The following is a 23,150-nucleotide window of genomic DNA, read 5'->3' as shown; positions in this document are numbered from 1 at the left end:
GAAAACGGCTCCCCCGGCCCGTTCGTTCCGGGAACGGCGGGGCCGGTCTCCGCCCGCGCGCGGCGAGCCTTGGGGCCGCGAACGGGGGCGGGGGGACGGCGCCGACGAACGATCGAGGAATCGACGGCCGCGATCGGTTTATACTAGGCGCGCCCTGCGTTTCGGTCAAGCGGAACCCGGCTTCTTCGAGCGCTCCTTTTCGAGCGCGGGGGGGATCATGAAGCTTCCGATCATCGAGTATCTCCGGTGGGCGAGGGAAACGAAGGACGTCCCGTTTGACCTCTCCCGAAGCGGAATGGAAGAGATCCCGCTCGAAAGACTCGGCGTCCCGCCGGAGAAGCTTCTCGTTCCGGAGTCGTCCGAATGGGGAAGCCCGACGCTTCGCTCCGCGATCGCCGCCTCGTACGGATTGCCGGAGAAGAACGTCCTTCCCGCCAACGGGACGACGTTCGCCCTCTTCCTCGTCTACGCGGCGCTCCTCGATTCCGGGAGCCGGGTTCTCGTCGAGGAGCCGGCGTACGAGCCGATCCGGAGAATCCCGGCCCTCCTCGGCGCGCGGATCGACCGTCTCCCGCGCCCGTTCGAGAAGGGCTTCCGCTTCGATCGGGAACGCCTTCTCGACGCCCTCGCCCCCGACGTGCGGCTCGTCGCGCTCACCGATCCGCACAACCCGAGCGGGGTCCGCTTGACGCGCGAGGAGAGGGATTGGCTCGCGGCGGTCGCCGAGGACCGGGGCGTCGATATTCTGGTCGACGAGGTGTACGCCGATTTCGCCCGCCCGGACGGAAGCGCGGAATCGCCCGAGTACGCGAACGCCTTCCGCCACGGAACACGCATGATCTCGGTCGGCAGCCTGACCAAAGTGTACGGCCTCGGACGGCTTCGCGTCGGATGGATCCTCGCGCGCGAGGAGGTGATCCGGCGCGCGGCCCCATTCTACGACTACACGATCGGGGATCTCTCCGGTCCGTCGGTCGCGCTCGGCGTCGCCGCGCTCGCGAAGCGCGAGGAGCTCCGCCGCCCCGCCGAAGAGCGCGCCGCCCGGTGCCTCGCGATCGTCTCTTCATGGATAAAAGAAAGGCCGGACCTCGAGTGGGTCCGGCCCGACACGGGGATCACGGCTTTTCCGCGCCTCCGAGAGAGAAGAGACCTGCCGGCGCTCCTCGAGCGCGCCCGCCGGGAGCAGGGCGTCCTCGCCGTCCCCGGGAGCTACTTCGAGGATGCGCGCGGCTTCCGTCTCGGCTTCGGCCTCCCTCCCGCTCTACTGTCGGTAGCGCTCGAGCGCCTCGGCATGGCCCTTTCCGACGGGCCATAGGACGTCCGGAACGATCCGCTTCGCCGGAACGTAGTCGAGCCACTCCTCGAGCTCGTCGAGATCGAGCGTGATCAGCATCTCGTACATCTCGCCGAGCAGCTCTTCGGCGTCGAACACATGGCCGTCGATGACGATGTACATCGCGACCGCTTCCTCGTCGTCGCAGTTCACCATGTAGATGTCCGCTTCCGGAGAACCGTCGATCTTGATCGTCCCATCGAGGCACGTGTCCGGATCGCTGACCATCGTGAGCACAAGGTCGAATGACGGATCATCGGTCGTCCAGAGATGAACCGTCCCCTCGACCGCCCCCTCGGCGAGCGAGGTGTCCACGCTCCCCGACGCCTCGAAGTAGAGGGTCGGCTCGCCCGGATACGCGTACCATCCGGAGATCTCCCCCTCTCCGTCCTCACCGCCCATCTCGATCTCGAAGTACCAGTTCGCCCCGCACGAGTGGCCGGTGACCTCGACGTTTCCGTGGCCCGCGCTCGCGTCAAGCTCGCCCCTGACGCGGAGGCGTAGGCTGTCGTTCGGCGAACCGTCCGCGTGGACGGAGACATCGATCCGGATCGAATCGGTCGGCTCGCCGGCGAAGAACTCCCTGAGCACGATGCTCCCCGGGACCGGGTTTCCAAGGGTGTCGATACCCGCCACGATGATCTTCACGGCGTCCGTCGGCTGCGGGCTGATCCGCACCGCCCCGTCGAGCGGGCGCATCGGCGTTGTGTCCTGCCACGTCCCATAGAAGGGGGAGAGATCGCCGTCGGTCCGCATCGCCGAGTCGATCGCCAGTACGAGCAGTCCCATCTCCGGCAGGTTCTCCGGAAGGCCGAGCCCCGCGAGAACGACCATCGGATCGCAATCCTCGACGGCGCCTTGCACGGAGCCGAGCACGTTCTCGATCTCCTGGAGAACCTGATCGGTCGTCAGCGTGTCTCCCGGTCCGTTCGGCCCGGATGGGTTGTTGTCACCGTCATCGTCGCCGCCGCACCCTGGGAAGAGCGACACGGCGAGAGCAAACGCGAGGGCGGAAAGTAAGGAAGAAAAACCGTCGCATCGTCGTCACCTCCATCCGGAAACGCGCGTTTCCGAGGCGATCCACTCTTCCCGTTATCGACCGGGAATCGCCAAGACTTGACCCGAATCATGCACGCATTCCCCGCCGCCGTCACGGAGGGGTTTATGGTCTCGCCTAGGCCTTCGGGTCGCCCGGCTCCCCGAGGAGGCGAGCGTAGGTGGAAAGCACTCCGATGTGAATCGCCTCGTGCAGCGTGGAGAAGCTAAGCGCTTCCGCCGCGTTCGAGAGAACGATCCCGAGCGCGGTGAACGCGGGCTCGGGAAGAGGCGCCCGGAGATCGATCCCCCCCTCGATGAACTCCTCCACGCGCGCGCGCGCCGGATCGAGAAGGGAGACGACCTCGTCCCAGTCGGGGCGGTTCCCGTTCCACTCGCAGGAGCAGGTCCCCTCGCCGAACAGCTCCGGATAGCTCGCGGGAAGAACGCCTCTCTCCCCGAAGGGGCGGAGGAGGACGCTTTCCTGAACGGCGAGAAGATGGCCGATGTTCCAGATCGGGCAGTTGCCGCAGCGGTGCGGAATGCGATAGGCGTCCTCGGCGGTGAACCGAGCGGCGACCACGATCGTGAGATCGCGGACTTCCCGGGCATGCTCGATGAGGACCGTTCGCAGCAGCGCGTTCATGGTGCGACTTTCGTTTGATCTCCGCTCTGAGATTAAGCAGACCGCCGCGGAATCGCCACACTTTCTTCGGCGACCGATCCCTGGATCGTTTCTCGCGGGGTCCGCTCGATGGTATCCTGAAGACGATCATTCCCCTCGAAGGCGCGAGCCATGAAGAAGAATCCCTTCGATCGGATCGAGATCGTGGATGGGGACATCACGAGGGAACGGGTGGCGGCGATCGTGAACGCGGCCAACCGGACGTTGCTCGGAGGGGGAGGCGTGGACGGGGCGATCCACCGCGCGGCGGGTCCCGAGCTCCGCCGGTTCTGCGAGACGCTCGGAGGATGCGAGACCGGGGACGCGAAGATCACGCCGGGGTTCCGCCTCTCCGCTCCGTTCGTGATCCACGCGGTCGGGCCGGTCTATCGCGACGGGAGGCACGGCGAGCCGGAGGCGCTCGCGTCCTGCTATCGCCGGTCGTTGGAGCTCGCCGCGGAGCGCGGGTGCGCCGGCATCGCCTTCCCCGCGATCTCGACCGGGGCGTACGGTTACCCCTTCATCGAGGCGAGCCGAATCGCGATCCGGACGACGATTCGGTTCCTCCAGGCGCACCCCCTTCCGAAGACCGTTCGCTTCGTCCTCTTCGGCGAAAGGGATGCCGCCGCGTTCCGGAAGGTCCTCGGGAACATTCGATCGGAGGACGCGCCGAAAAGCGAGTAGAATGCGGCGGAAGCGCCCGAGCACCGATGGGGACCTCTGCCGCAAAGGAGATCCGTCTTGAACCTGTACGCCGAACTGGAAGCGCGCGGCTTCATCGAGAACGCGACGTCCGAGGAGATTCCGAAGCTCCTCGAGCGCGAGAAGGTCTCCTGCTACATCGGGTTCGACCCGACCGGACCCTCTTTCCACGCGGGGAACCTGATCCCGATCATGGGCCTCGCCCACTTCCAGCGGGCCGGGCACCGCGCGATCGCGGTGATGGGGGGGGCGACCGGCATGATCGGGGATCCCTCGGGGAAGTCGAAGGAGAGGAACCTCCTCGATCCAGAGACGCTCGAGCGGAACCTCGCCGCCCTCAAGAAGCAGTTCGAGCGCTTCCTCGACTTCGGCGGGGGAAAGGCGCTCCTCGTGAACAACGCCGACTGGCTCGGATCCTTCGGCTTCATCGAGTTCCTCCGCGACGTCGGCAAGCATTTCCGCCTCGGCGAGATGCTCGCCAAGGAGAGCGTGAAGAGCCGGCTCTCGGGAGAAACAGGCATTTCGTACACGGAATTTTCGTACATGCTCCTTCAGGCGTACGACTTCCTGCACCTCCACGATACGCACGGCTGCGTGCTCCAGGCGGGCGGAAGCGATCAGTGGGGGAACATCACCACGGGGATCGATCTCATCCGGAAGCTGCGCGGCAAGCAGGCGTACGGGATCGTCTTCCCTCTTCTCGTCGACTCCTCCGGCCAGAAGCTCGGAAAGACGAGCGACGGGGAGCGGATCTGGCTCGATCCGGCCCTCACCTCCCCCTACCGGTTCTATCAGCATTGGATCAACGCGAGCGACGCGGACGCGATCCCCTTTCTCAAGATGTTCACGTTCGTTCCGCTTCCAGAGATCGCCGAGATCGAGCGCGAGCTCGCGGCCGCGCCCGAGCGCCGCGCCGCGCAGAAACGCCTCGCCGAGGAGGCGACGCGGCTCGTGCACGGAGACGGGGCGCTTCGCGCGGCGGTCCGCGCCTCGGAGATCTTCTTCGGGGGAACGCTCGATGGGGTGGACGAGCGCACCCTCGCCGACGTCTTCGCGGACGTTCCCTCCGCCGTCCTCCCGCGCGCGCGCCTCGCGGGGGGCCTTGGGATCGTCGACCTTCTCGTCGAGAGCGGTCTTTCGACGGGAAAGGGGGCGGCGCGGAGGCTCATCGAAGGAGGCGGGGTTTATCTCAACAACGTGCGCGTGGAGAGCCCGGACCGCTCCGTCGGGCCGAACGACCTGGCGGCCGGATCGACGCTCGTCCTGAGACAGGGGAAGAAGAACTACCGCCTCGTTCGCTTCGAAGAATAGCCCCGATCCGACCGAGGCACGCCGGGTCTCTTCTCGGCCGGGTCGCGCAAGAAGCATCCCTCCGACGGATCAACGCTCACGCGACGGCTTCTTCATGAGGACGACGAACGCGGCGGCGATGTTCTTCTCATGAGTGAGCGTGAGATGCGAGGCGGCCACGTCGAGAAGGTCGGCCCGGCGCCTCGCCCCCCCGTGGAACAGGACGCGCGGCCCCTCTCCTCTCCGACGTGACACCTCGACGTGCCGGAAGAACACACCCCGCGACACGCCCGTACCGAGAGCCTTCATCGCCGCCTCTTTCGCGGCGAAGCGGGCGGCGAAGGAAGGGACCGGATCGCGCTTCGTGCGGCAGTACGCGATCTCTCCTTCCGTGAACACGCGCCTCAAGAAGCGATCGCCGAAACGATCGATCGCGCGGCGCATCCGCTCGATGAGGACCATGTCCATCCCGATACCGGCGATCATGACGCGATCCTCATTCGGCCCGCCGATCGGAAAACTACACCCGATCCTTCCATCCGTCAAGCGGGTCCGGCGCGCGCGGACGATCCGCCGGCGCGAAAGAGGCCGGGCGCGAGGATCTCCCAATCCTTCGGCGCCTCGCGAAGCCTCTCGTTTCCGCCGACCCAGAGAAAGCCGCCCGGCAGGAGCGTGGAGCGAATCTTCTCGAACACCCGAAGCCGCGCGTCCTCGCCGAGATACGTGAACACCCCGTTCCGCGCGAGGATCCAGTGGAACGGGCCCGGCCAACGGTCGCTTCTCCAATCGAACCGCTCGAAACGGACCGAGTCCGCGAGGGTGCGGTCGAGGATCCAGTTTCCGCCTTCGAGGCGGAAGTAGCGCCGCACGTACGGTTCGGGCACGTTGTGCACCGCGCTCGAGGGGTAAACCGCTTCGCGCGCGCGCCGGAGACACGATTCGGAAACATCCGCCGCGAGGATCTCGATCGGGATCTCGGACACGCTCGATTCATTCCAAAGCATTCGAAGGGTGAAGGGTTCCTCGCCCGACGCGCATCCGAGCGAGAAGACGCGGACCGGCCCCTTCCCCGCCTGTTCGACGAGCCGGGGAAAGAGGATCTCGGGGAGCGAGAGCCAGACGCTTCGATCTCGGAAGAACCGGGAGACGGTCACGTGAAGAAGGGCGCCGAGAAGGAAGCGCTCCTCCGGAGAGCGCGCGAGCGTCTCCCGGTACTCCCAGAGCGTGCGGAGCCCGAGCGCGCGGAGTCTTCTCCGGACGCGCCCCCGAAGCCCGAATCGGACGCGCCGGTAGCCGCGCCACGACAGGTCGAGTCTCGCGAACGCGTCTCGCAGAAAGGCGTCGAAGGCCGCCCGCTCGAACGGGGGAGGCTCCCCGCTCTCTTCCCCGCGACTCGCCTCGTCCAGCCTCCCCGCGATCCGCGCGAGCCGCTCCCGAATGCGCCGCGTGTGCGTCCCGAGCCAGAAGAGCCTCCCGCACTCCGCGCACCGGCGGAACGGCCCCGAGACCCCCGCCGGCCGGGCGGGCGGATCGTTCTCCTCGGCGAGCCGCCCGTTGCACTCCATGCAGCGGGAAAAGGAGCGCGCGAGAGGATCGAACGAGGGGAAATGGCGGAGCACCTCGACGAGCTGCTCGTCGAGATCCGCGCTCTCGAGGACGATTCGCTCTTCTTCTCCGCCGGGAAAGCGCGTGTCCCGCGTGAGGACGACCCGTCCCTCCCTGCGGGCCGATCGGAGAATCTCGTCGTCGGACGCGCCCCGACCGGCGTACGCCACGTCGAGCCCCGCCCCTCGGAGCCAGCGCGCCAGACGCGCGAGCATGTCGTCGGCCAAGAAACACGGATCGCCCATTCGGAATCCCGCCGCGCGGCGCGGCTCTTGCCCCGCCCTCGCCCCTTCGATAGAATCACGCGGGAGCGCCGGAACCAAGCGCCGACTTTCTCGCGAGGTGAATCCTATGCCGGACATCGTCATCATGCGCCACGGGCACGCGATGCCCTCCGACACGGACCCCGACCGGGGCCTCACCGAGACGGGCATCGCCGACTCGATCTACGTCGCCGATCAGCTCGCCGCGGCGGGCATCCGCGTGGAGCGGATCCTCCACAGCGGGAAGACGCGCGCCCGCCAGACCGCGGAGATCCTGACCGACAGGGTCGGGCGCTCGGCCGCGATCGAGGTGAGGAAGGGGCTCGACCCGAACGACGAAATTGACGCGATCGCGCAGGAGCTTTCCTCGATCGAAGAGGACATCGCCGTCGTGGGGCACTTGCCCCACCTCGAGCTTCTCCTCACCCGGCTCGTGGGGAAAGAGTACGCCCTGAAGCTCCCTCCGGCCGCCGCCGTTCACTTGAAGCGTGAAGGGATAGCCTGGAGCTTCCACGGCCGGTACAAACCGCATCGCTAGCCGAGGTCGAGCTCGTCGAGATCCTCTTCGTCCAACCCGAAGAAGTGTCCGAGTTCGTGGTAGACGGTGATCGCGATCTCCTCGACCAGGGTCTCGCGATCCGCGGCCGCCCTCTCGATGTTGTGGCGGAAGAGATGGATCGTGTCCGGGACCCTTTGCGAGCCGGCCTCCCGATCGGGAAGCGGGATCCCCCGATAGAGCCCGAGGATCGAGGGGTCGAAAGGAGGCTCCTCCTCGAGAAGGATCTCCTCCGGAGGAACCGGCTCGACGAGGATGGCGACGTTCTTCTCCCGGACCGCGTCCCGAAACCGCTCCGGAAGCCGGTCGATCGCCTCCTCGACCGCCCGCAGGAAGTCCTTCTCCGGAATTCGGAAGGGCCGCGGGAAGCCCTCCGGGTCGGCGCGGGCCGCGCGTTCCGCGAAGCGGTCCGCATCTTTGAGACGCCCCGCGCGCTCGGCGAGGCGGCTCAGCACGTCGAGCGCCTCCGCCCTCTCCTCGATCTTCAGCGCCTCCTCGGCGCGTCGCCTCGCGCCGAGGAAGTCCCCGAGCGAGAAGCGGATCCGCGCGAGCCCCGCGAGAAGATCCGCCGCGTCGGGGAGCATCTCGACGGCAAGCTCGTAGTCCTCACAGGCCGCGCGCACTCCCCCGAGCGCCCAGAGCGCGTCCCCGCGAAGCGCGAGGAGATCCGGCGCGTCCGGGAACTCCCGGACCGCATGGTCGGCGAGGCGGAGCGCCTCTTCCGCTTCCCCTTCGTCCAGCTTCTCCTCGATCGCCTCGATCTTCTCGGCGATCCTCCGGTCCGTTTCGTCCACGGGCGCACCTCGCGTGTTCGGGCGCGGGGATGAGTTCTCCCGAACGTTCGTTCGCGTCGCTCGACGGCCCCTTCCCCGCGAGGCCGGTCTCCGTTCAGCATAGCAGAGGCCGTGGCGGTGCACACTCCATGAGGGGCCATCCCGAGGATTGCCCCCTCCGGGAACTTCTGATAGTCTCCGGGTTCTAAGACTCGGGAGAAGGAAACGGAGACGAACCGACAAGGAAAGGGACTGCCGATGAGACGACACCTACCGACGATTTCCGCGCTGCTCTTTCTTGCGGCGGGCGCGGGAAGCGCGCAGATTTCGGAAACCGTTCAGCAATCGGTTGCCGAGGAGGTCCGAACGAACCCGATGGTTCTCATGAAGACCACGCTGGGAGACATCCGAATCGAGCTATTCGCCGACAAGGCGCCGATCACCGTAGAGAACTTCCTCTCCTACGCGGACGAGAAGTTTTACGATGGAACGATCTTCCATCGGGTGATCGAGAGCTTCGTCATTCAAGGAGGCGGCTTCACGAAGGATCTCGCGCGCAAGCCGACCAAACCCGCCGTCAAGAACGAAGCGGACAACGGGCTCTCGAACACGCGCGGGACGATCGCGATGGCGCGGCTCCCCGAGCCGCATTCCGCAACCAGCCAGTTCTTCATCAACGTCCAGGACAACACGAACCTCGATCACTTCGACGGCGAAGCTCGTTTCGGCTACTGCGTGTTCGGACGGGTGGTGGAGGGGATGGACGTCGTGGACAAGATCCGCGCCGTGAAGACCGGAGCGATGGGGCAGCTGCCGAAGGATGTCCCTCTCGATCCGATCGAGATCCTCTCGGTGAGGCGCGTATCGACCGAATAGCTCGGTTGGGGACAGGCACCTATTGAGACACGGGTGCCTGTCCCCGGCTTCCCGGCTTCCGGCTTTTCCTATCCGGCCTTCTTGATGAGCTCCAGACTGAACGTCAGCACCACCTCGTTCGCGATGAGCGGAGGCCGGTACTTCGTATCCTTCCAGCCGACGCCGAACTCCTCGCGCGTCAGCTTGAGCCGACCCTCGAACCCGGCGCGCGTCCCGCCCCACGGATCTTGGATCGATCCGAGGTACTCGAAAGGGATCTCGACGGGGCGTTCCATGTCCAGAATACGGAGCATGCCGCGCAGGACGTGACCTTCCTCGCTCTTCGCGACCCCGGTACTCGTGAAGACGATCTCCGGGTAGTTCGCGACATCGAAGAAGTCGGCGCCGCGAAGATGCTCGTCGCGCTTTTCGTTCTGCGTATCGACGCTCCCCGCCTTCACGCGGATCGACACCGATCCGCCCTCGAGCTTCTCCTCGTCGAAAGCCACCGACCCGGTGAAGTCGGTGAACATCCCTTTCACGTTCGAGATCCCGAGATGGCGGATCGTGAACGCGATCCCCGAGTGCGCGCGGTCGATCTCCCATTCCGCGGCCCCGGCCAGCCCCGGGATCAGCGCAAAGACGGCGACGAGCGCGAGCGTTCGACTCTGTGCCTTCATTGCTTCCTCCTTTCGGTCGTTTCGGTGCCCCCGTCCGTTCCAGGAGCGGGGAGCGGTTCTCCGTCCGCGACGAGCGGCCGGCGGATCTTGTCGAGCAGCGCAAGAAGCGTGTCGATCTCCTTCTCATCGAGGCCGCGCACCGCGCGCTCCGTGCTCGCGCCGATCGGGCCGTCCAGATCGGCGAGCACCCGAAGCCCTTCCGGCGTGATCCGGAGGGTGCGGATTCTCCCGTCGCGCGGAGAGCGGTTCCGGCGAACGAGCATCTTCCCCTCGAGCTTCGCGACGAGCCTGGCGATGTTCGGCTCGCGCGAGACCATGCGCGACGCCACGCGATGCGTGGGAAGCCCCTTCCCCCCCGCTCCTCGAAGGATCCGGAGGACGTTGTACTGCTCCCGGGAAAGCCTGAAGAGCCGGAGAGGCCGGTGGGCGACGTCGAGCGCGCGATCAAGCGTAACTTGCAAAGAAACAATCAGTTCCGTCTCCAGGTTTGGGAACGGTTTGGTCTGCTCGATCAGCGCCCGCAGGCTTCCATTCGATTTCATGCCTGTAGACATAAGAAGAAATTGTCAGCCATGGGAGATATTTTTCGCGCCCCCGCGCCCTTGCCGCGGCTTGACGAAAACGCGAATGCAGACCTAGAGTTAGGTGTTTTGCGTCAAGGGCCGGAAACGGCCGGATCCACAACCCACAAGGAACTGGGAGGTAGCTGTCCATGACATCCACCGGTATGAACCCGTTTGCCATCGCCCAGCAGCAGCTGGACGAGGCGGCGGAGAAGCTCGGCCTCGATCAGGCCACGCGGGAGTTTCTCCGCTGGCCCCTCCGGGAGTTCGTCGTCACGATTCCGCTCCGCATGGACGATGGAAGTGTGAAGATCTTCCGCGGGTACCGCGTCCAATACAACAACGCGCGCGGGCCGACCAAGGGCGGTCTTCGCTGGCACCCGGACGAGACGATCGACACGGTGCGGGCGCTCGCCGCGTGGATGACATGGAAGACGTCGGTTGTCGATATTCCGCTCGGCGGCGGCAAAGGTGGCATTACTTGCAACCCGAAGGATCTTTCCGAGGCGGAGAAGGAGCGGCTCGCCCGCGCGTACATCCGCGCCGTCGGCCGAATCCTCGGCGTGACGAAGGACGTGCCGGCTCCGGACGTCTACACCACCCCGCAGATCATGGCGTGGATGATGGACGAGTTCGAGACGATCGAGAAGGAGGCCCATCCGGGCGTCATCACCGGCAAGCCGCTCGCGCTCGGAGGTTCCCAAGGGCGCGGCGATGCGACCGCGCGCGGGGGCGTCTACTGCGTGCGAGAGGCGGCCAAGATGCTCGGCCTCGACCTCAAGGGAAAGACGGCGGCGATTCAAGGCTTCGGCAACGCCGGCCAGTTCGGCGCGATCCTCGGCCAAGAGATCCTCGGCCTCAAGATCGTGGCGGCGAGCGACTCCCGCGGCGGCGTGTACAATCCGGACGGCCTCGACGCGCAAGCCCTGGTCGACTACAAGCTGAGGACCGGCAAGATCGACGGCTTCAAGAACTCGAAGCCGATCTCGAACGAGGAGATTCTGGAGCTCGAAGTCACGGTTCTCTTCCCCTCCGCGCTCGAGAACGTCATCACGGGAAAGAACGCCGGCCGGATCAAGGCGAAGATCTCGTGCGAGCTCGCCAACGGGCCGACGACCCCGGAAGCGGACAAGATCCTTTATGAGAAAGGGGTCTTCGTGCTGCCGGACTTCCTTGCGAACGCGGGCGGCGTCACGGTCAGCTATTTCGAGCAGGTCCAGAACACGTACAACTTCTACTGGCCGCTCGAGGAAGTGCACTCCCGCCTCGACGAGAAGATGACCAAAGCCTTCCACACGGTGTACGAGATGCATAAGAAGGAGAAGGTCCACATGCGTCTGGCCGCATACATGGTGGCCGTCAACCGCGTCGCCGAGGCCTGCAAGCTTCGCGGATGGGTGTAGGCGACCGACGATCGCACAACGAGGCCGAGGGCCGGGCCGCCGCGTCCGGCCCTCGGGCGTCTACGCGAGGAGAGGGCGCATGAAGGAAGAGGCTCCTCCCCCCGCTCGCGGCCGCGCGACCGCCGAGCGGCTTCGCGAGCGGCTCGAGGAAGGCTCGGCGATAGCCGCGCGGATCTACAGAAACCTGCTCATCCTGCTCCACACAAAGGGCTGCGTCACGATCGACACGATCCACGACGAGGCGGGCCGCATGATCGAGGGGGAAGGAATCCCACGGGCCGCAAGCGACGATCCGAACCGCGGTCTCTCGATCCGCTGGGACTCCGGTCTCCGGGACGCCGTGTATGCTCTGGTCGAGCGGTACACCGCGGAGCACCTCACGCCCGAGGATGTGGACAACGCCGTCCATCAGGCGAGGCGCGCCGAGAGAGCACGCACCCTCGAGGAGATCGCGAACGTGCCGGGCGTCTCGTTTCAGCTCCTCGCCGACAAAGTCCGCGAGTATTGCGCTCTCCCCAAAGAGCCGGGATACGACCCGCTGCAAGAGGAGTCAACGGGGGTGCGGGTTGCGCTCATCCGCCACTTCCTGAGTGACCGTCTCGAGTTCATCGGGGTCGCGAAGCGCCATCTCGCGGTCGAGGATATGCTCCCGATCGTCGGAAACGCCATCGGCCCGCGCGCGGGGCTCGGGAAGGTGGGCGGGAAGGCGGCAGGGATGGTCCTCGCGCACAAGATCGTGCGGCGGCATTTCGAGAAGTCGGGGCGCGAGGCTCCCTTCCCGCTCGGCACCCCCGAGTCGTACTACGTGCGCTCGGATCACTTCACCGAGTTCGTGCAGCGGAACGGCCTCATGGATTATTACGACATCAAGTACAAACCGATCTCCGAGATTCGCCGTTCGTATCCCCTGATCCGCGAGATCTTCAAAAACGGACAGTTCGCGCCGTATATCATGCGGGAGCTGCGGGGTCTTCTCGAACGGGTCGGCGACTCTCCCCTCGTGATCCGCTCCTCGAGTCTTCTGGAGGACAACTTCGGCTCCGCGTTCTCCGGAAAGTACGAGTCGATCTTTCTCGGCAACCAGGGGCGGATCGAACGACGGTTGGAGCAGCTGATCGGCGCGATCGCGGAGGTGTACGCCTCGACGCTCGGCCCCGACCCGATCCTCTACCGGCGCGAGAGAAGTCTGATCGACTACGACGAGAAGATGGCGGTCCTCATCCAGAAGGTGGTCGGTTTCCGCCACGGCCGCTACTGGCTCCCCGCGTGGGCCGGGGTCGCTTTTTCTCAAAACGAGTGGCGCTGGAGCCCGCGCATCCGCAGGGAGGAAGGGCTCGCGCGGATCGTCCTCGGTCTTGGGACGCGCGCGGTCGACCGCGTGGGAGACGACTACCCGAGGATGGTCCCCCTCGGGAACCCGACTCTTCGCCCGGAGATCGGGGCGGAGGAGATCATCCGCTATTCGCAAAGAACCGTCGACGCGATCAACCTGGAGACGAACCGCTTCGAGCGGGTTCCTCTCCTCGATCTTCTCGGGGACGAATCCTTTCCCGATCTTCACCGCATCGTTTCGATCGCGGAGCACGGGATGATCGCCGCGCCGGCCTCAAGCCGGTTCGCGGCGAAGAAATCGTCCCTCGTCGTGACCTTCGACGGGCTCCTCTCCGGGCCGTTCCCGTCTTTTCTTCGCGAGATTCTCGAGGTTCTCTCGGCGGCCTACAATTCTCCGATCGACGTCGAGTTCGCGTTCGACGGGCGGACCTTCTTCATCCTTCAAGCACGCCCGCAGGCGGAGCGGATTCAAGCGTCCGAAGTCGCGCTTCCCGAAGACACGCCGGACGAGCAGAAGGTGTTCAGCGCTTCACGCTTCGTTCCGACCGGGAAGATCGTCGACATCGAGTACGTCATCTACATCGATCCTGTCGACTACGGGCGCGTCCCGACGGCGGAGAAGAAGAGCGCGATCGGCCGCCTCGTCGGACGCCTCAACGACCGGCTCGAGCACTCCCGCTTCGTCCTGATGGGGCCGGGGCGCTGGGGGTCGAACAACATCGACCTCGGCGTGCGTGTCCGCTACGCGGACATCCACCGGACGAAGGCGCTCATCGAGATCGCGCGCGCCCGCGGGGGATACACGCCCGAGGTCTCGTTCGGCACGCACTTCTTCCAGGATCTCATCGAGTCCGGGATCTTCTATCTTCCCCTCTATCCGGACGAGAGCGGAAATCTCTTCAACGAGCGTTTCTTCCGAGAGTCCCCAAACATGCTCGTTTCGCTCTTCCCCGAGGCAGCCGAAGAGGCGGAGGCGGTCCGTGTGATCCACGTGCCGAGCGCCAGGGGAGGCCTTTTCCTTCACCTCTATATGAACACGGACAAACAGAAGGCGCTCGCCGTCCTCGGCCCGAAGGTCTGAGGAAAGGGGGCGCGATCAGGGTCCGGCTTCCGGCGGCCCGTTCTTCTCGCTCCGCGGCAAGAAGGCAGGGTTCGCGTAGATCTCGAGGATCGGCCGGCCGTTCGCGAGAAAGCGCTTCTCCAATCGCCAGGTTTCGCGGATCTCGCGCTCGTGAACCTCGCCCCACGCGGCGCCGTCGAACCCGCGACGTTTGTAGTTCTCGAAGACCCAGGGGACGAGAAGTGCGAGGCGCCCCTCCCGATAGCACGCGAACCTCGCATTGCACGTGGACGAGTGCAGATAGAGCGGGCTTTCGAAGGGGAGCGCGTCGACGACCACGATCTCGTCCGGCGAGACGCGTTCGTTCGCGTAGGCGGCCGCCTCGTTGTAGATCCTCTCGGTTTCCCGGTAGATCAGGATCTCCCGCGCGCTCCGGTATCCTCCATAGAGGAGAATCGCCGCTGCGGCGGAGACGGCGAGGAGGGATCTTCGCCCCCCGACCCAAACCGCCGTCGCGTGGCCGGCGAGAGCTGCGAGCGGGACCGCGGCGGGGAGAAGCCAGTTCATCTGCCGGCGCCCCCAGAAAAAGAAGAGAAGCCAGAGAGCGAGAAAGAGAACCGGCCCCCGCATCGCCCGAGAGAAACTCGCGCGAAGGAGCGGCGCGAGGAGGGCGAAAACGAAGAGCGGCGCGGGAACGACGCGAAAGAGATCGGCCCAGTCGAACGGAAGGGATCTCCAGAAAGCCATCGCGCGGAGAAGAGCGCGGTCTTCTTCCCGGAGAAGGAGGAGCGGAAAGAAGGAGAGCGCCGCGAAGAGGACGATCTCGATCGGCGCGCGCCTTCTCACCGAGGCGCCGGATCGCACCCGATCGGCGAGGAGGACGAGCAGGAGCGCCGCGGGAAGCAGAAGAGAAGTGTACTTCGTCGAGACGGCGAGCGCGGCGAGCGTTCCCGCGGGAAATAGACTCCCGCCGCGCGTCTCGGCGCGCACGAAAGCGAGAAGGGCCGCGCCGACGAGCGCCGCCTGGAGGGGATCGACGAGGAGCGCCGAGCCGTAGCGGTGCGCGAGCGGCAGAAGAAGCGCGTAGAGCCCGGCGAGAATCCCGGCGCGCTCCCCGCCCGCCGCCCGCCCGATGAGATAGGCCCACGGAGCGAGAAGCGCGCTCGAAACGATCGACGGCAGCCGAAACACGGCGAACGACTCGCCCAGAAGTCCAACGAGAGTCCCATCGACCCAGAAGAAGAGGGGCGGATACTGCCAGCGCGTCGGATGAAGGAGCGCCGCCCAATCGCGGCTCGCGATCGCCTCCCTCGCGAGGCGCGCCACATCCGGGTGCCAGAGGAATTCGTCCCAGAAGACAAATTTCAGGTTTCGATTGATCGAGTAGGAAATAAGACCGGCCGCGAGAAAGAGAAGGAACGGGAGAACAGGCGCGCGCGCCCGGCCGCCCACCGCCGCCGGGTCAGAAGTTCCCGTCGAAGAGACGAAAGATCTCTCCCTCGGTGCTCGCTTCGAAGAGCCGTTCACGGATCCCATCGTAACGGAACATCCCGCTCACCGCTTTGTAGATTTTCAAATAGCGGTCGGGATCGTAGGCGGGGCCGACGATGACGATGAAGAAGTGGACCTTCTCCCCGTCCGGCGCGGCGAACTCGTAGCCTTCCCGCGAGCGGGCGAAGCCGAGGATGACGTCCTTGACCTGGCGGCTTCGAATGTGGGGGATCGCGATTCCGTGCCCGACCGCCGTCGAGGCCTTCTTCTCACGATTCCAGAGGTCGAGGAAGAGCTTGTTCGCGTTTCCTACGAGCCCGGTCTCCGCGAGAAGACCGGCCAGCTCCCGGATCACCGCCTGCTTGACTCCCGCGACGTACTTCTCCCAATCGAAGTCCTCCTCCTCGGGAGGATCCAATCGGGTCTCCAGCTCGAAGCGGATGAACCCTTGCTGAAGATAAGGTGAGAGCCGCACGTTTCGCGCTCCGCGTCAGCCGCAGTTCCGGTTTCATGTCCCGCAGCGGTCCCGTATTCATACCCTGAACCAGAATATCGGAAATCAGCCGCACTTCTCAAGCCCCCGCGGTTTCCGATAGAATGCCGGCTGCGGCGAGGCTCGCCGGCAACCGACGGACGACCGAGCTTCGGCGCGAACGGAAAGCGGGGCGCCGCATGCCGAGCAGTCTGAACATCCTCCTCCTCGTGAACTCGTTCCACACGGGCGGGTTCGAGCAGCTCATGCAGGAGATCATGCGCTCTCTCCCTCCGTCCGAGATCCGCTTTCGTCTCTGTTGCCTCAAGGAAGAAGGGACTCTCGCGCCCGAAGTCCGAAAGATCGGCGTCCGCGTGGACGGAGGCTTCCTCCGACACCGCTACGACCTCGCCGCCGTCTCCCGCCTGACGCGCGCTCTCCGCGGCGAACGGTTCGACATCCTCTTCGTCGAGCCGGGACGAAACGCCCTTCTCGTGGGCGAATGGCTCGGATGGTCGCTTCGTATTCGCAGGCGGATCTCCGCGATCCACGCGACGCGGCATTGGGGAAGGAAGAGGATGTTCCTCTGGAGTCAGCTCCGCCTCCTCGCGAGGCTCGACGGGATCATCCTCGTCGCGCCGACGCAAAGAGACGCGCTCGTCCGCGAGGAAGGGCTCGACCCCGCGAACCTCGCCGTGATCCTGAACGGAGTCGATCACCGCGCGTTCCGCCCGCGAGACCGCGGCGGGCTTCCTCCTCTCGACGGCGGCCCGCGGCCGGGGGAGAAGGCGGTCGGCATCGTCGCATCCCTCACTCCCGAGAAGGGGCACGGCGTCTTCCTCGAAGCCGCGGCGGCGGTGCGAAGGGAGCTTCCTGATACGCGCTTCTACATCGTCGGCGAGGGCCCCGAGCGTCCGGCGATCGAACGAAAGATCGCCGCGCTCGGCCTCGGGGACGCGGTTCGCCTCACAGGGCGCCGGCGCGATCTCCCGGAGTTCCTGCCGCGGCTCGATCTCCTCGCCCTCTCCTCGCATCCCTATCGCGAGACGTTCCCCATCTCCACGATGGAGGCGATGGCGTGCGGCCTTCCGACCGTCAACACGGACGTCGGGAGCGTCCGCGATCTCGTCTCCCACGAGGAAACCGGGCTTATCGTTCCGGCCGGCGATCCAAGAAGCATGGCGGAGGCGTTCGCGCGCATCCTCCGCGACCCGGACCTCGCCCGCCGCATGGGTGCCGCCGGCAGACGACGAATCGAGGAGCGCTTCACGCTCGAGCGGACGGTCGAGGAATACCGGCGCTACTTCCTCTCGATCGCCGGGAGAACCGGGGCTTGAGAATCCTTCAGATCAATAAGTATCATTACTTGAAAGGCGGAGCCGAAAGGTATTATCTCGAGGTCTCCCGTCTTCTCGAGCGGGCGGGGCACGAGGTGATCCCGCTCGCGATGAGGACCGACCGCGATCTTCCGACGCCGCATCGCGCGCTCTTTCTCTCGGAGACCGATTACCGGAAGCGCGCCCCGTTTCTCCGGCGCGCCGCCGAGGCGGCGAAGGTCTTCTGGAACGAAGAAGCGTTCGCCCGCGTCGGAGAGATCGTCGAGCGGAAGCACCCCGACATCGCGCATCTTCACAACATTGCGCATCAGCTCTCCGGATCGGTGGTCGCCGCGCTCTCGTGGGCGGGCGTGCCGACCGTGCAGACCCTCCACGACTACAAGCTCGTCTGCCCCGCGTACCGGCGCTTCCGCGACGGGAAGCCGTGCGACAGTTGTCTCGGCCATCGCTACTGGGAAGCCGTGCGCCACCGCTGCGTTCTCGGGCGGCGCTCGGCGAGCCTCGTCGCCGCGGTCGAGACGGCGCTCTACAGCGCCTCCGGCCTCTATGAGAAGGGGATCGCGCTCTATCACGCGCCGAGCCGTTTCATCGAGGAGACGATGATTCGCTGGGGGATTCGCAGGGAGCGCATCGAGCATTTCCCTTACACGATCGACCTCGAGGGGTATCGTCCCGCGGCGAGCGCGGACAACGGCTCGTTTCTCTTTCTCGGCCGCCTGTCGCACGAGAAAGGACTGCCGGTGCTCCTCGAGGCGGCCGCGCGCGCGCCCGAGGCGCGCATCGTTATCGCCGGCGAGGGTCCGGAACGCGCCGCGATCGAGCGCGGGGCGGAGACGCGCGGTCTTCGCAACGTGCGATTCGCGGGCTATCTCGAGGGGGAGCCTCTCCTCGAGGCGATTCGATCGTGCCGCGCCCTCCTCCTTCCGTCGGAGTACGACGACAACTCTCCCCTCGTGATCTACGAGGCGTTCGCGCTCGCGAAGCCGGTCATCGCTGCGGAGCGCGGGGGAATCCCCGAGATGGTCCGCCCGGGAGAAACCGGATTCCTCTTCCCTTCGGGCGACGGGGCGGCGCTCGCCGAGGCGATCCGGACGCTCGATCGGGACGCGAGTCTCGCGCGCGATCTCGGGGCAAGCGCGCGCGCCTTCCTCGAGACCGAGTGCGGACCGGAGCGCCATCTCGAGACGCTGATCGGCTTCTATCGCCGCGCCGGGGAGCCCGGTCGCCTTGAGGGGAGAGCGCGGCTCCGGTAAGATCGGACCCTCGGCCCGAACAGGCCGCCGGCCGATCTTTGGGAGAAGGGAGACATCGGGATGAAGCGAAGCGTCGTCGGGACCTTGTTCGTCCTCTCGGGGGCGGCGGGGCTGCTCTATCAGGTCGTGTGGAGCCGCTCGTTGACCCTTCTCTTCGGGTCGACCACCCTCGCGGTCAGCACGGTCATCACGGCGTTCATGGCGGGTCTCGCGGCCGGCAGCTTCCTCTTCGGGCGCGTCGCCGATCGCGGCCGAAAGGCGCTCCTGCTCTACGCCGCGCTCGAGGTCGGAATCGCGGCGACCGCCCTTCTCTTCCCGTTCTTCCTCGAAGCGATGAAGCCCGTGCAGCTCTTCCTGCACAGGAACCTGCACGGCTCCTATCTTCTCTTCCCCGCGAGCCGCTTCCTGCTCTGCTTCGCGGGCCTCATCGTGCCGACCGCCCTCATGGGAGGGACGCTCCCCGTGATCACTCGCTTCTTCGTCAAGGAAAGGGAGACTCTCGGCGGGGACGTCGGCGCGCTCTACTCGCTCAACACGTTCGGCGCGATGGCCGGCTGCGCCGCCGCCGGGTTCTTTCTTATTCCCGCCCTCGGCACCCAAGGGGTCGTTTGGCTCGCGGTCGGCCTCAATCTTCTCGCGGCCCTCGGCGCGCTCGTCGTCTCACGGAGCGAGAAGGAGCGGGAAGCGCAGGTCGGCGAACCCGCAGTCATCGAACGCGCCCCGGCGGAGAACGCGCTCGACCCGCGCGCGGTCCTTGTCCTCTTCGGAGCCGCCGGCTTCGCGTCCCTCGCCTACGAGGTCCTCTGGACGCGCGCCCTTCTCTTCTTTCTCGGGTGGTTTGCCGTTTACGCTTTTACGATCATCCTATCAACCTTTCTCTTCGGCATCGCGCTCGGCAGCGCCCTCTTTCCGGTCGTCTTTCGCGGCGGGCGGCGGCTCGTCGCGGGATTCGCGGTGATCGAGATCGCGATCGGCGTCTTCGGGATGATCTCCGTGCCCGTTTTCGGCCGTCTGTTTGAGGTGATCCGGTCCCTCGAACGAGGTTTCATCGACGACAACTGGTGGAGGTTCATCTTCGCGCGCGCGGGCGGGAGTTTCGCCGTCATGCTCCTCCCCACGCTTCTCATGGGGCTCGCGTTCCCGGTCGCGGCCGCTCTCTACTCGCGCGCCGGTCGGGGCTATGGGCAGACGGTCGGGAACGTCTACGCCTCGAACACGGTCGGCGCGATCCTCGGCTCCCTCCTCGCCGGGTTTCTGCTGCTCCCGGTTCTCGGCGTTTCACGGAGCATCGCGGTGATCTCCCTCGTCAACCTCGCGGTCGGCGGGTTCGTGATCCTTCTCTCCTCGAGGCGGGGCGCCCGCAGGCTCGCGGGGGCTTTCGCTCTCCTCTCCCTCCTCGTTCTCGGAGGAGCCAACCTCTTCCTCTCCCAGTGGAGGCCGATGATCCTCGAGAGCCGGCACTTCAAGAACCCGGACCGCCCGATGGAGCTCCTCTACGCGGACGAGGGAGCCACGGCGTCGCTCGCCGTCCTTCGGGACAAGAAGGCCGGCCATCTCGAGCTCAACATCAACGGCGAATCAACGGCCTACACGACCTACACGGACATGCAGGTCCATCTCATGCTCTCGCACACGCCTCTCCTCCTCGCTGAGGAGCCGGAGAAGGTTCTCGTGATCGGTTTCGGGATGGGCGTGACCTGCTACGGAGCCGTTCTCTATCCTTCCGTCGAGCGGGTCGATTGCGTCGAGCTCGTTCCCAAGGAGGTCGAGACCGCGGCGTTTTTCCGGAGCGTCAACCGCGGGATCCTCGATCACCCGAAGTTCCGGCTGATCATCGACGACGGCCGCACGTTCATCTTCGCCGCCGAGGAGAAGTACGATCTCATTTCCTTCAACGCAATCCACCCGAGCCACAGTCCGGCTCTTTACACATCGGATTTCTATGCCGAATGCAGAGCCCGAATGACCGAGAAGGGGCTCATCTGCGCGTGGGTCCCGACGAACAGCTTCACCGAAAGGCAGTTCCAGATTCTTCTTCGGACGTTTCTCTCGGTGTTCCCGCACTCGTCGCTCTGGTACGTCAACCCGAACCATCTCGTATTGATCGGAGCTCTCGAGCCTCTTCGCATCGACTACGACGACTTCGTGCGCAAAGCGAGCCTTCCGGGAGTCCGCGAGGACCTGGCGCGTTACACGATGGAGGATCCGCTCCGTCTTCTCGCGTTTCACTTGATGGACGAACACGCTCTTGAACGATACACCCGCAGCGTCCCCGTCAACTCGGACGACAAACCCTACCTGGAGTACTCGCGCGAGCTCTACACGCGCCCCGAAATCATCGACGCGATGCTCTTCAATCGGACGAGCATTCTCCCCTATCTCACCATCGCCGAGAAGTTCGAGTCGACCGCGGAGGAGCTGGAGAGATACGAAAAGGCGGCGTTTCACCTTCTCGGATCGCAGGCGATCTCATGGATCGAGGCGTCCGCGCCCGATCCGGCGAGCACATCCTGGCGGGCGGATGCCGAGATCCGCGAGGCGTTCCGCTCCCTGCCGGGCGACGCGAATCTCCGGGTCATCGCGGGGATCACCGAACGGGACGAGAGCATCTATCGAAGCCGAATCGCGGCGAATCCCTTCGATGATGAAGCATGGGATCCCCTTTTTCGTCTCTACCGGCTTCGCGGCGATTGGGAGCGCGCGGCCGATCTCCTCGAGGAGATCCGAGGAACGCCGACCGACGAGGCGCACTTGACGCAGGCTCTTCTTCGTCTTCGGAAGGGCGAGCCCGCGATCGCGGAACAGGACTTCCTCAGGCTCGCAAAGTCCTCCTCGCCGTTTCGACGGGATCTCGGAGCGCGTTTCGCGGAGATCGCGCGCCTGGAGGCGAGGCGGCGCGCGGGCGCGCTCGGCATGGAGGAACTCCTCGCGCTCGCCGATCGGCTTTGGACGGTCGGCGAACGGGAGGCGGGGGAAGAGATCTTCCGCGAGGCGCTCATCCTTCACCCGGACCGGCCGCTCCCGCTGGTCGCCTTCGCTCATGCCCTCGAGCGGAGCATGCGCATCGACGAGGCGGAACCGTTCTACGCGGCCGCTCTCGCTTTCCCGGTCAAGAGAGACGAGTTCCGAGAGGCCGTTGAGCGCGGGCTGGAGAGAACGCGGACGATGCTGGCGCTCCGCGCGCATCCGAACGAGGAGAGCGCGATCGAGGGACCGGACGGATCGAGAATCCCCGTCGACCCGTGGTCGGCCGGAACGCGCGTCCGGCTCGGGGAGATCCTTCTCGCGGAGGGCTTCGGCGACCGAGCGTCGGTCGAGTTCCGCATCGCCGCCGCGCTCGACCCGTCGAACCCGAGCGCCCGCGAGGGGCTCGGCCGAGCCCTCGCCCGCCGGGGTCTCGTCCGCGAGGCGGCCGAAGAGCTTCGCCTCGCGATCCGTCTCGACCCGAGCCGAACCGCCGCGCGCGAAGAGCTGGAAAGAGTGCGGCGCCGCTAGCTCAAGATGCGGATGTCCGCTTTCTCACGAAGCGCGCGAAGGTAGCCCTGAATCGCCTCGCGGTGCGCCTCCCGAGTCACCTCGGCCGCGATCTGCTCGCGAACGTCCTCGAGCGGGATCTTGCGCGCAGCCGTTCGATCCGTCAGCTTGATGATGTGGTAGCCGAACTCGGTCTCCACGATCCCGCTTGTCTTGCCGGCTTCGAGAGCGAACGCGGCGTCCTCAAAAGCCTTCACCATCCGGCCGCGTTCGAACCACCCGAGGTCTCCCCCGCTCGCGGCGCTGGGGCACCCGGAATGCTCGCCCGCAAGAGCGGCGAAGTCGGCCCCCGCGGCAAGCTCCCCGCGGATCCTCTCGATGCGGGCACGCTTTCCTTTCTTGCTCTCCTCGGTGTCGTTTTGCTCGAAGAGGATCAGGATGTGGCTGGCGCGAACCTGCTCGTCCTGATCGAAGAGCCCGGGATTCGCCTCGTAGAAGCTCCGCACCGCCGCCTCGTCGGCGGAGGCGATGCTCTCCGTCCGTCGATCGAGGAGTTTCTCGATTCGGATCTCCTCGCGCACCTCGTCCCGGAACTCCTCGTCGGTCATGCCGAGCCCTTTCAGGTACTCGACGTACGCGCCCGTGTCCGGAAGGCTTCTCCGGAAGCCGGCGATCCTCTCTCCGAGCTCGGAGTCCTCGACGCGGATCTTCTCTTCCTCGGCCTCCTTGGCGAGGAGGATCTTGTGGATGAGGTTCTCGCGAGCCTGTTGCCCGAGCTGATCCTTCATCTGTTCGATTTGCTCGGGCGAGAATCGCTGGCTGAGATTGCGCGTCAGACGGGAAGTCTCGTGGGCGACGTCGACGGTCGTGATCTTGGTTCCATCCACGGTGATGACCGTCTCTCCCTCGGCTCCCTTCTCCCCGCCCTTTCCCCCGCACGAGAAGAGAAATAACGCCGAGGCCAACAGGGCGGGCGCCGCGGCGCAAATTCGTTTACCGTTCATCTTTC

The 23,150-nt window shown here is 65.8% G+C and carries 20 protein-coding genes; 10 read left to right on the top strand and 10 right to left on the bottom strand.

Annotated elements, in window-relative coordinates:
- The first annotated feature begins 217 nt into the window (after positions 1-217).
- Positions 218-1,315: a pyridoxal phosphate-dependent aminotransferase gene (locus FJY73_00885; protein ID MBM3319219.1), complete on the top strand. Its 1,098-nt coding sequence runs from the start codon at positions 218-220 to the stop codon at positions 1,313-1,315.
- On the opposite strand, the gene FJY73_00880 is transcribed toward FJY73_00885, so the two are convergent.
- Positions 1,262-2,323: a hypothetical protein gene (locus FJY73_00880; GenBank protein ID MBM3319218.1), complete on the bottom strand. Its 1,062-nt coding sequence runs from the start codon at positions 2,321-2,323 to the stop codon at positions 1,262-1,264. The genes FJY73_00885 and FJY73_00880 overlap by 54 nt on opposite strands.
- Before the next feature lie 184 nt (positions 2,324-2,507).
- Positions 2,508-3,014 (bottom strand): DinB family protein, encoded by a 507-nt coding sequence (locus FJY73_00875; GenBank protein ID MBM3319217.1) that lies wholly within the window; start codon positions 3,012-3,014, stop codon positions 2,508-2,510.
- 150 nt (positions 3,015-3,164) lie between these two features.
- Between FJY73_00875 and FJY73_00870 the strand changes: the two genes are divergently transcribed.
- The gene (locus FJY73_00870; protein ID MBM3319216.1) at positions 3,165-3,716 is read left to right on the top strand and encodes an O-acetyl-ADP-ribose deacetylase; all 552 of its coding nucleotides are present in this window, start codon (positions 3,165-3,167) and stop codon (positions 3,714-3,716) included.
- 57 nt (positions 3,717-3,773) lie between these two features.
- A complete protein-coding gene (locus FJY73_00865) occupies positions 3,774-5,045 on the top strand; it encodes a tyrosine--tRNA ligase (protein ID MBM3319215.1) in 1,272 nt (423 codons plus the stop codon).
- 69 nt (positions 5,046-5,114) lie between these two features.
- On the opposite strand, the gene acpS is transcribed toward FJY73_00865, so the two are convergent.
- Together acpS and FJY73_00855 are read right to left on the bottom strand one after the other, a co-directional pair.
- Positions 5,115-5,510, bottom strand: a complete 396-nt coding sequence (gene acpS / locus FJY73_00860) for a holo-ACP synthase (protein ID MBM3319214.1) — start codon at positions 5,508-5,510, stop codon at positions 5,115-5,117.
- Positions 5,511-5,566: 56 nt separating this feature from the next.
- On the bottom strand, positions 5,567-6,874 hold the full coding sequence (locus FJY73_00855; protein ID MBM3319213.1) for a DUF5615 family PIN-like protein: 1,308 nt from the start codon (positions 6,872-6,874) through the stop codon (positions 5,567-5,569).
- A gap of 106 nt (positions 6,875-6,980) precedes the next feature.
- Between FJY73_00855 and sixA the strand changes: the two genes are divergently transcribed.
- Positions 6,981-7,430, top strand: coding sequence for a phosphohistidine phosphatase SixA (gene sixA, locus FJY73_00850; protein MBM3319212.1), 450 nt, complete (start codon positions 6,981-6,983; stop codon positions 7,428-7,430).
- Here sixA and FJY73_00845 read toward each other — a convergent pair.
- A complete protein-coding gene (locus FJY73_00845; GenBank protein ID MBM3319211.1) occupies positions 7,427-8,242 on the bottom strand; it encodes a metallopeptidase family protein in 816 nt (271 codons plus the stop codon). The two genes, sixA and FJY73_00845, sit on opposite strands and share 4 nt — an antisense overlap.
- A gap of 237 nt (positions 8,243-8,479) precedes the next feature.
- On the opposite strand from FJY73_00845, the gene FJY73_00840 reads away from it, so the two are divergent.
- Positions 8,480-9,097: a peptidyl-prolyl cis-trans isomerase gene (locus tag FJY73_00840; GenBank protein ID MBM3319210.1), complete on the top strand. Its 618-nt coding sequence runs from the start codon at positions 8,480-8,482 to the stop codon at positions 9,095-9,097.
- Positions 9,098-9,165: 68 nt separating this feature from the next.
- On the opposite strand, the gene FJY73_00835 is transcribed toward FJY73_00840, so the two are convergent.
- Both FJY73_00835 and FJY73_00830 read right to left on the bottom strand, forming a co-directional pair.
- Positions 9,166-9,756: a YceI family protein gene (locus FJY73_00835; protein ID MBM3319209.1), complete on the bottom strand. Its 591-nt coding sequence runs from the start codon at positions 9,754-9,756 to the stop codon at positions 9,166-9,168.
- On the bottom strand, positions 9,753-10,217 hold the full coding sequence (locus FJY73_00830) for a MarR family transcriptional regulator (protein ID MBM3319208.1): 465 nt from the start codon (positions 10,215-10,217) through the stop codon (positions 9,753-9,755). The genes FJY73_00835 and FJY73_00830 overlap by 4 nt, the downstream gene beginning before the upstream one ends.
- Positions 10,218-10,468: 251 nt before the next feature.
- On the opposite strand from FJY73_00830, the gene FJY73_00825 reads away from it, so the two are divergent.
- The gene (locus FJY73_00825) at positions 10,469-11,722 is read left to right on the top strand and encodes a Glu/Leu/Phe/Val dehydrogenase (GenBank protein MBM3319207.1); all 1,254 of its coding nucleotides are present in this window, start codon (positions 10,469-10,471) and stop codon (positions 11,720-11,722) included.
- A gap of 79 nt (positions 11,723-11,801) precedes the next feature.
- Positions 11,802-14,135, top strand: a complete 2,334-nt coding sequence (locus FJY73_00820) for a PEP/pyruvate-binding domain-containing protein (GenBank protein MBM3319206.1) — start codon at positions 11,802-11,804, stop codon at positions 14,133-14,135.
- Positions 14,136-14,150: 15 nt separating this feature from the next.
- On the opposite strand, the gene FJY73_00815 is transcribed toward FJY73_00820, so the two are convergent.
- Positions 14,151-15,566, bottom strand: coding sequence for a glycosyltransferase family 39 protein (locus tag FJY73_00815; protein MBM3319205.1), 1,416 nt, complete (start codon positions 15,564-15,566; stop codon positions 14,151-14,153).
- A 10-nt stretch (positions 15,567-15,576) separates the two neighbouring features.
- Entirely contained in the window at positions 15,577-16,080 is a 504-nt protein-coding gene (locus FJY73_00810; protein MBM3319204.1) for a PTS sugar transporter subunit IIA, read from the bottom strand.
- A gap of 197 nt (positions 16,081-16,277) precedes the next feature.
- On the opposite strand from FJY73_00810, the gene FJY73_00805 reads away from it, so the two are divergent.
- Genes FJY73_00805 through FJY73_00795 form a run of 3 tightly spaced genes read left to right on the top strand, consistent with a single transcriptional unit; the run spans position 16,278 to position 22,162 of the window.
- Positions 16,278-17,414 (top strand): glycosyltransferase, encoded by a 1,137-nt coding sequence (locus FJY73_00805; GenBank protein MBM3319203.1) that lies wholly within the window; start codon positions 16,278-16,280, stop codon positions 17,412-17,414.
- Positions 17,411-18,667, top strand: coding sequence for a glycosyltransferase (locus FJY73_00800; GenBank protein ID MBM3319202.1), 1,257 nt, complete (start codon positions 17,411-17,413; stop codon positions 18,665-18,667). Before FJY73_00805 ends, FJY73_00800 begins: the two co-directional genes overlap by 4 nt.
- 60 nt (positions 18,668-18,727) lie before the next feature.
- A complete protein-coding gene (locus tag FJY73_00795; GenBank protein MBM3319201.1) occupies positions 18,728-22,162 on the top strand; it encodes a fused MFS/spermidine synthase in 3,435 nt (1,144 codons plus the stop codon).
- Here FJY73_00795 and FJY73_00790 read toward each other — a convergent pair.
- Positions 22,159-23,145, bottom strand: coding sequence for a peptidylprolyl isomerase (locus FJY73_00790; protein MBM3319200.1), 987 nt, complete (start codon positions 23,143-23,145; stop codon positions 22,159-22,161). The two genes, FJY73_00795 and FJY73_00790, sit on opposite strands and share 4 nt — an antisense overlap.
- Positions 23,146-23,150 lie beyond the last annotated feature (5 nt).

This window comes from Candidatus Eisenbacteria bacterium, assembly GCA_016867715.1.
Taxonomy (GTDB): Bacteria; Orphanbacterota; Orphanbacteria; order Orphanbacterales; family Orphanbacteraceae; genus VGIW01.
This window is presented reverse-complemented; position numbering and strand designations above follow the sequence as displayed.

Bases quoted from the DNA above. Each gene is read 5' to 3' on its own strand.
- FJY73_00885 (MBM3319219.1), top strand. From the start codon at position 218: ATGAAGCTTCCGATCATCGAGTATCTCCGGTGGGCGAGGGAAACGAAG.
- FJY73_00875 (MBM3319217.1), bottom strand. From the start codon at position 3,014: ATGAACGCGCTGCTGCGAACGGTCCTCATCGAGCATGCCCGGGAAGTC.
- FJY73_00870 (MBM3319216.1), top strand. From the start codon at position 3,165: ATGAAGAAGAATCCCTTCGATCGGATCGAGATCGTGGATGGGGACATC.
- acpS (MBM3319214.1), bottom strand. From the start codon at position 5,510: ATGATCGCCGGTATCGGGATGGACATGGTCCTCATCGAGCGGATGCGC.
- FJY73_00855 (MBM3319213.1), bottom strand. From the start codon at position 6,874: ATGGGCGATCCGTGTTTCTTGGCCGACGACATGCTCGCGCGTCTGGCG.
- sixA (MBM3319212.1), top strand. From the start codon at position 6,981: ATGCCGGACATCGTCATCATGCGCCACGGGCACGCGATGCCCTCCGAC.
- FJY73_00840 (MBM3319210.1), top strand. From the start codon at position 8,480: ATGAGACGACACCTACCGACGATTTCCGCGCTGCTCTTTCTTGCGGCG.
- FJY73_00835 (MBM3319209.1), bottom strand. From the start codon at position 9,756: ATGAAGGCACAGAGTCGAACGCTCGCGCTCGTCGCCGTCTTTGCGCTG.
- FJY73_00825 (MBM3319207.1), top strand. From the start codon at position 10,469: ATGACATCCACCGGTATGAACCCGTTTGCCATCGCCCAGCAGCAGCTG.
- FJY73_00820 (MBM3319206.1), top strand. From the start codon at position 11,802: ATGAAGGAAGAGGCTCCTCCCCCCGCTCGCGGCCGCGCGACCGCCGAG.
- FJY73_00805 (MBM3319203.1), top strand. From the start codon at position 16,278: ATGCCGAGCAGTCTGAACATCCTCCTCCTCGTGAACTCGTTCCACACG.
- FJY73_00795 (MBM3319201.1), top strand. From the start codon at position 18,728: ATGAAGCGAAGCGTCGTCGGGACCTTGTTCGTCCTCTCGGGGGCGGCG.
- FJY73_00790 (MBM3319200.1), bottom strand. From the start codon at position 23,145: ATGAACGGTAAACGAATTTGCGCCGCGGCGCCCGCCCTGTTGGCCTCG.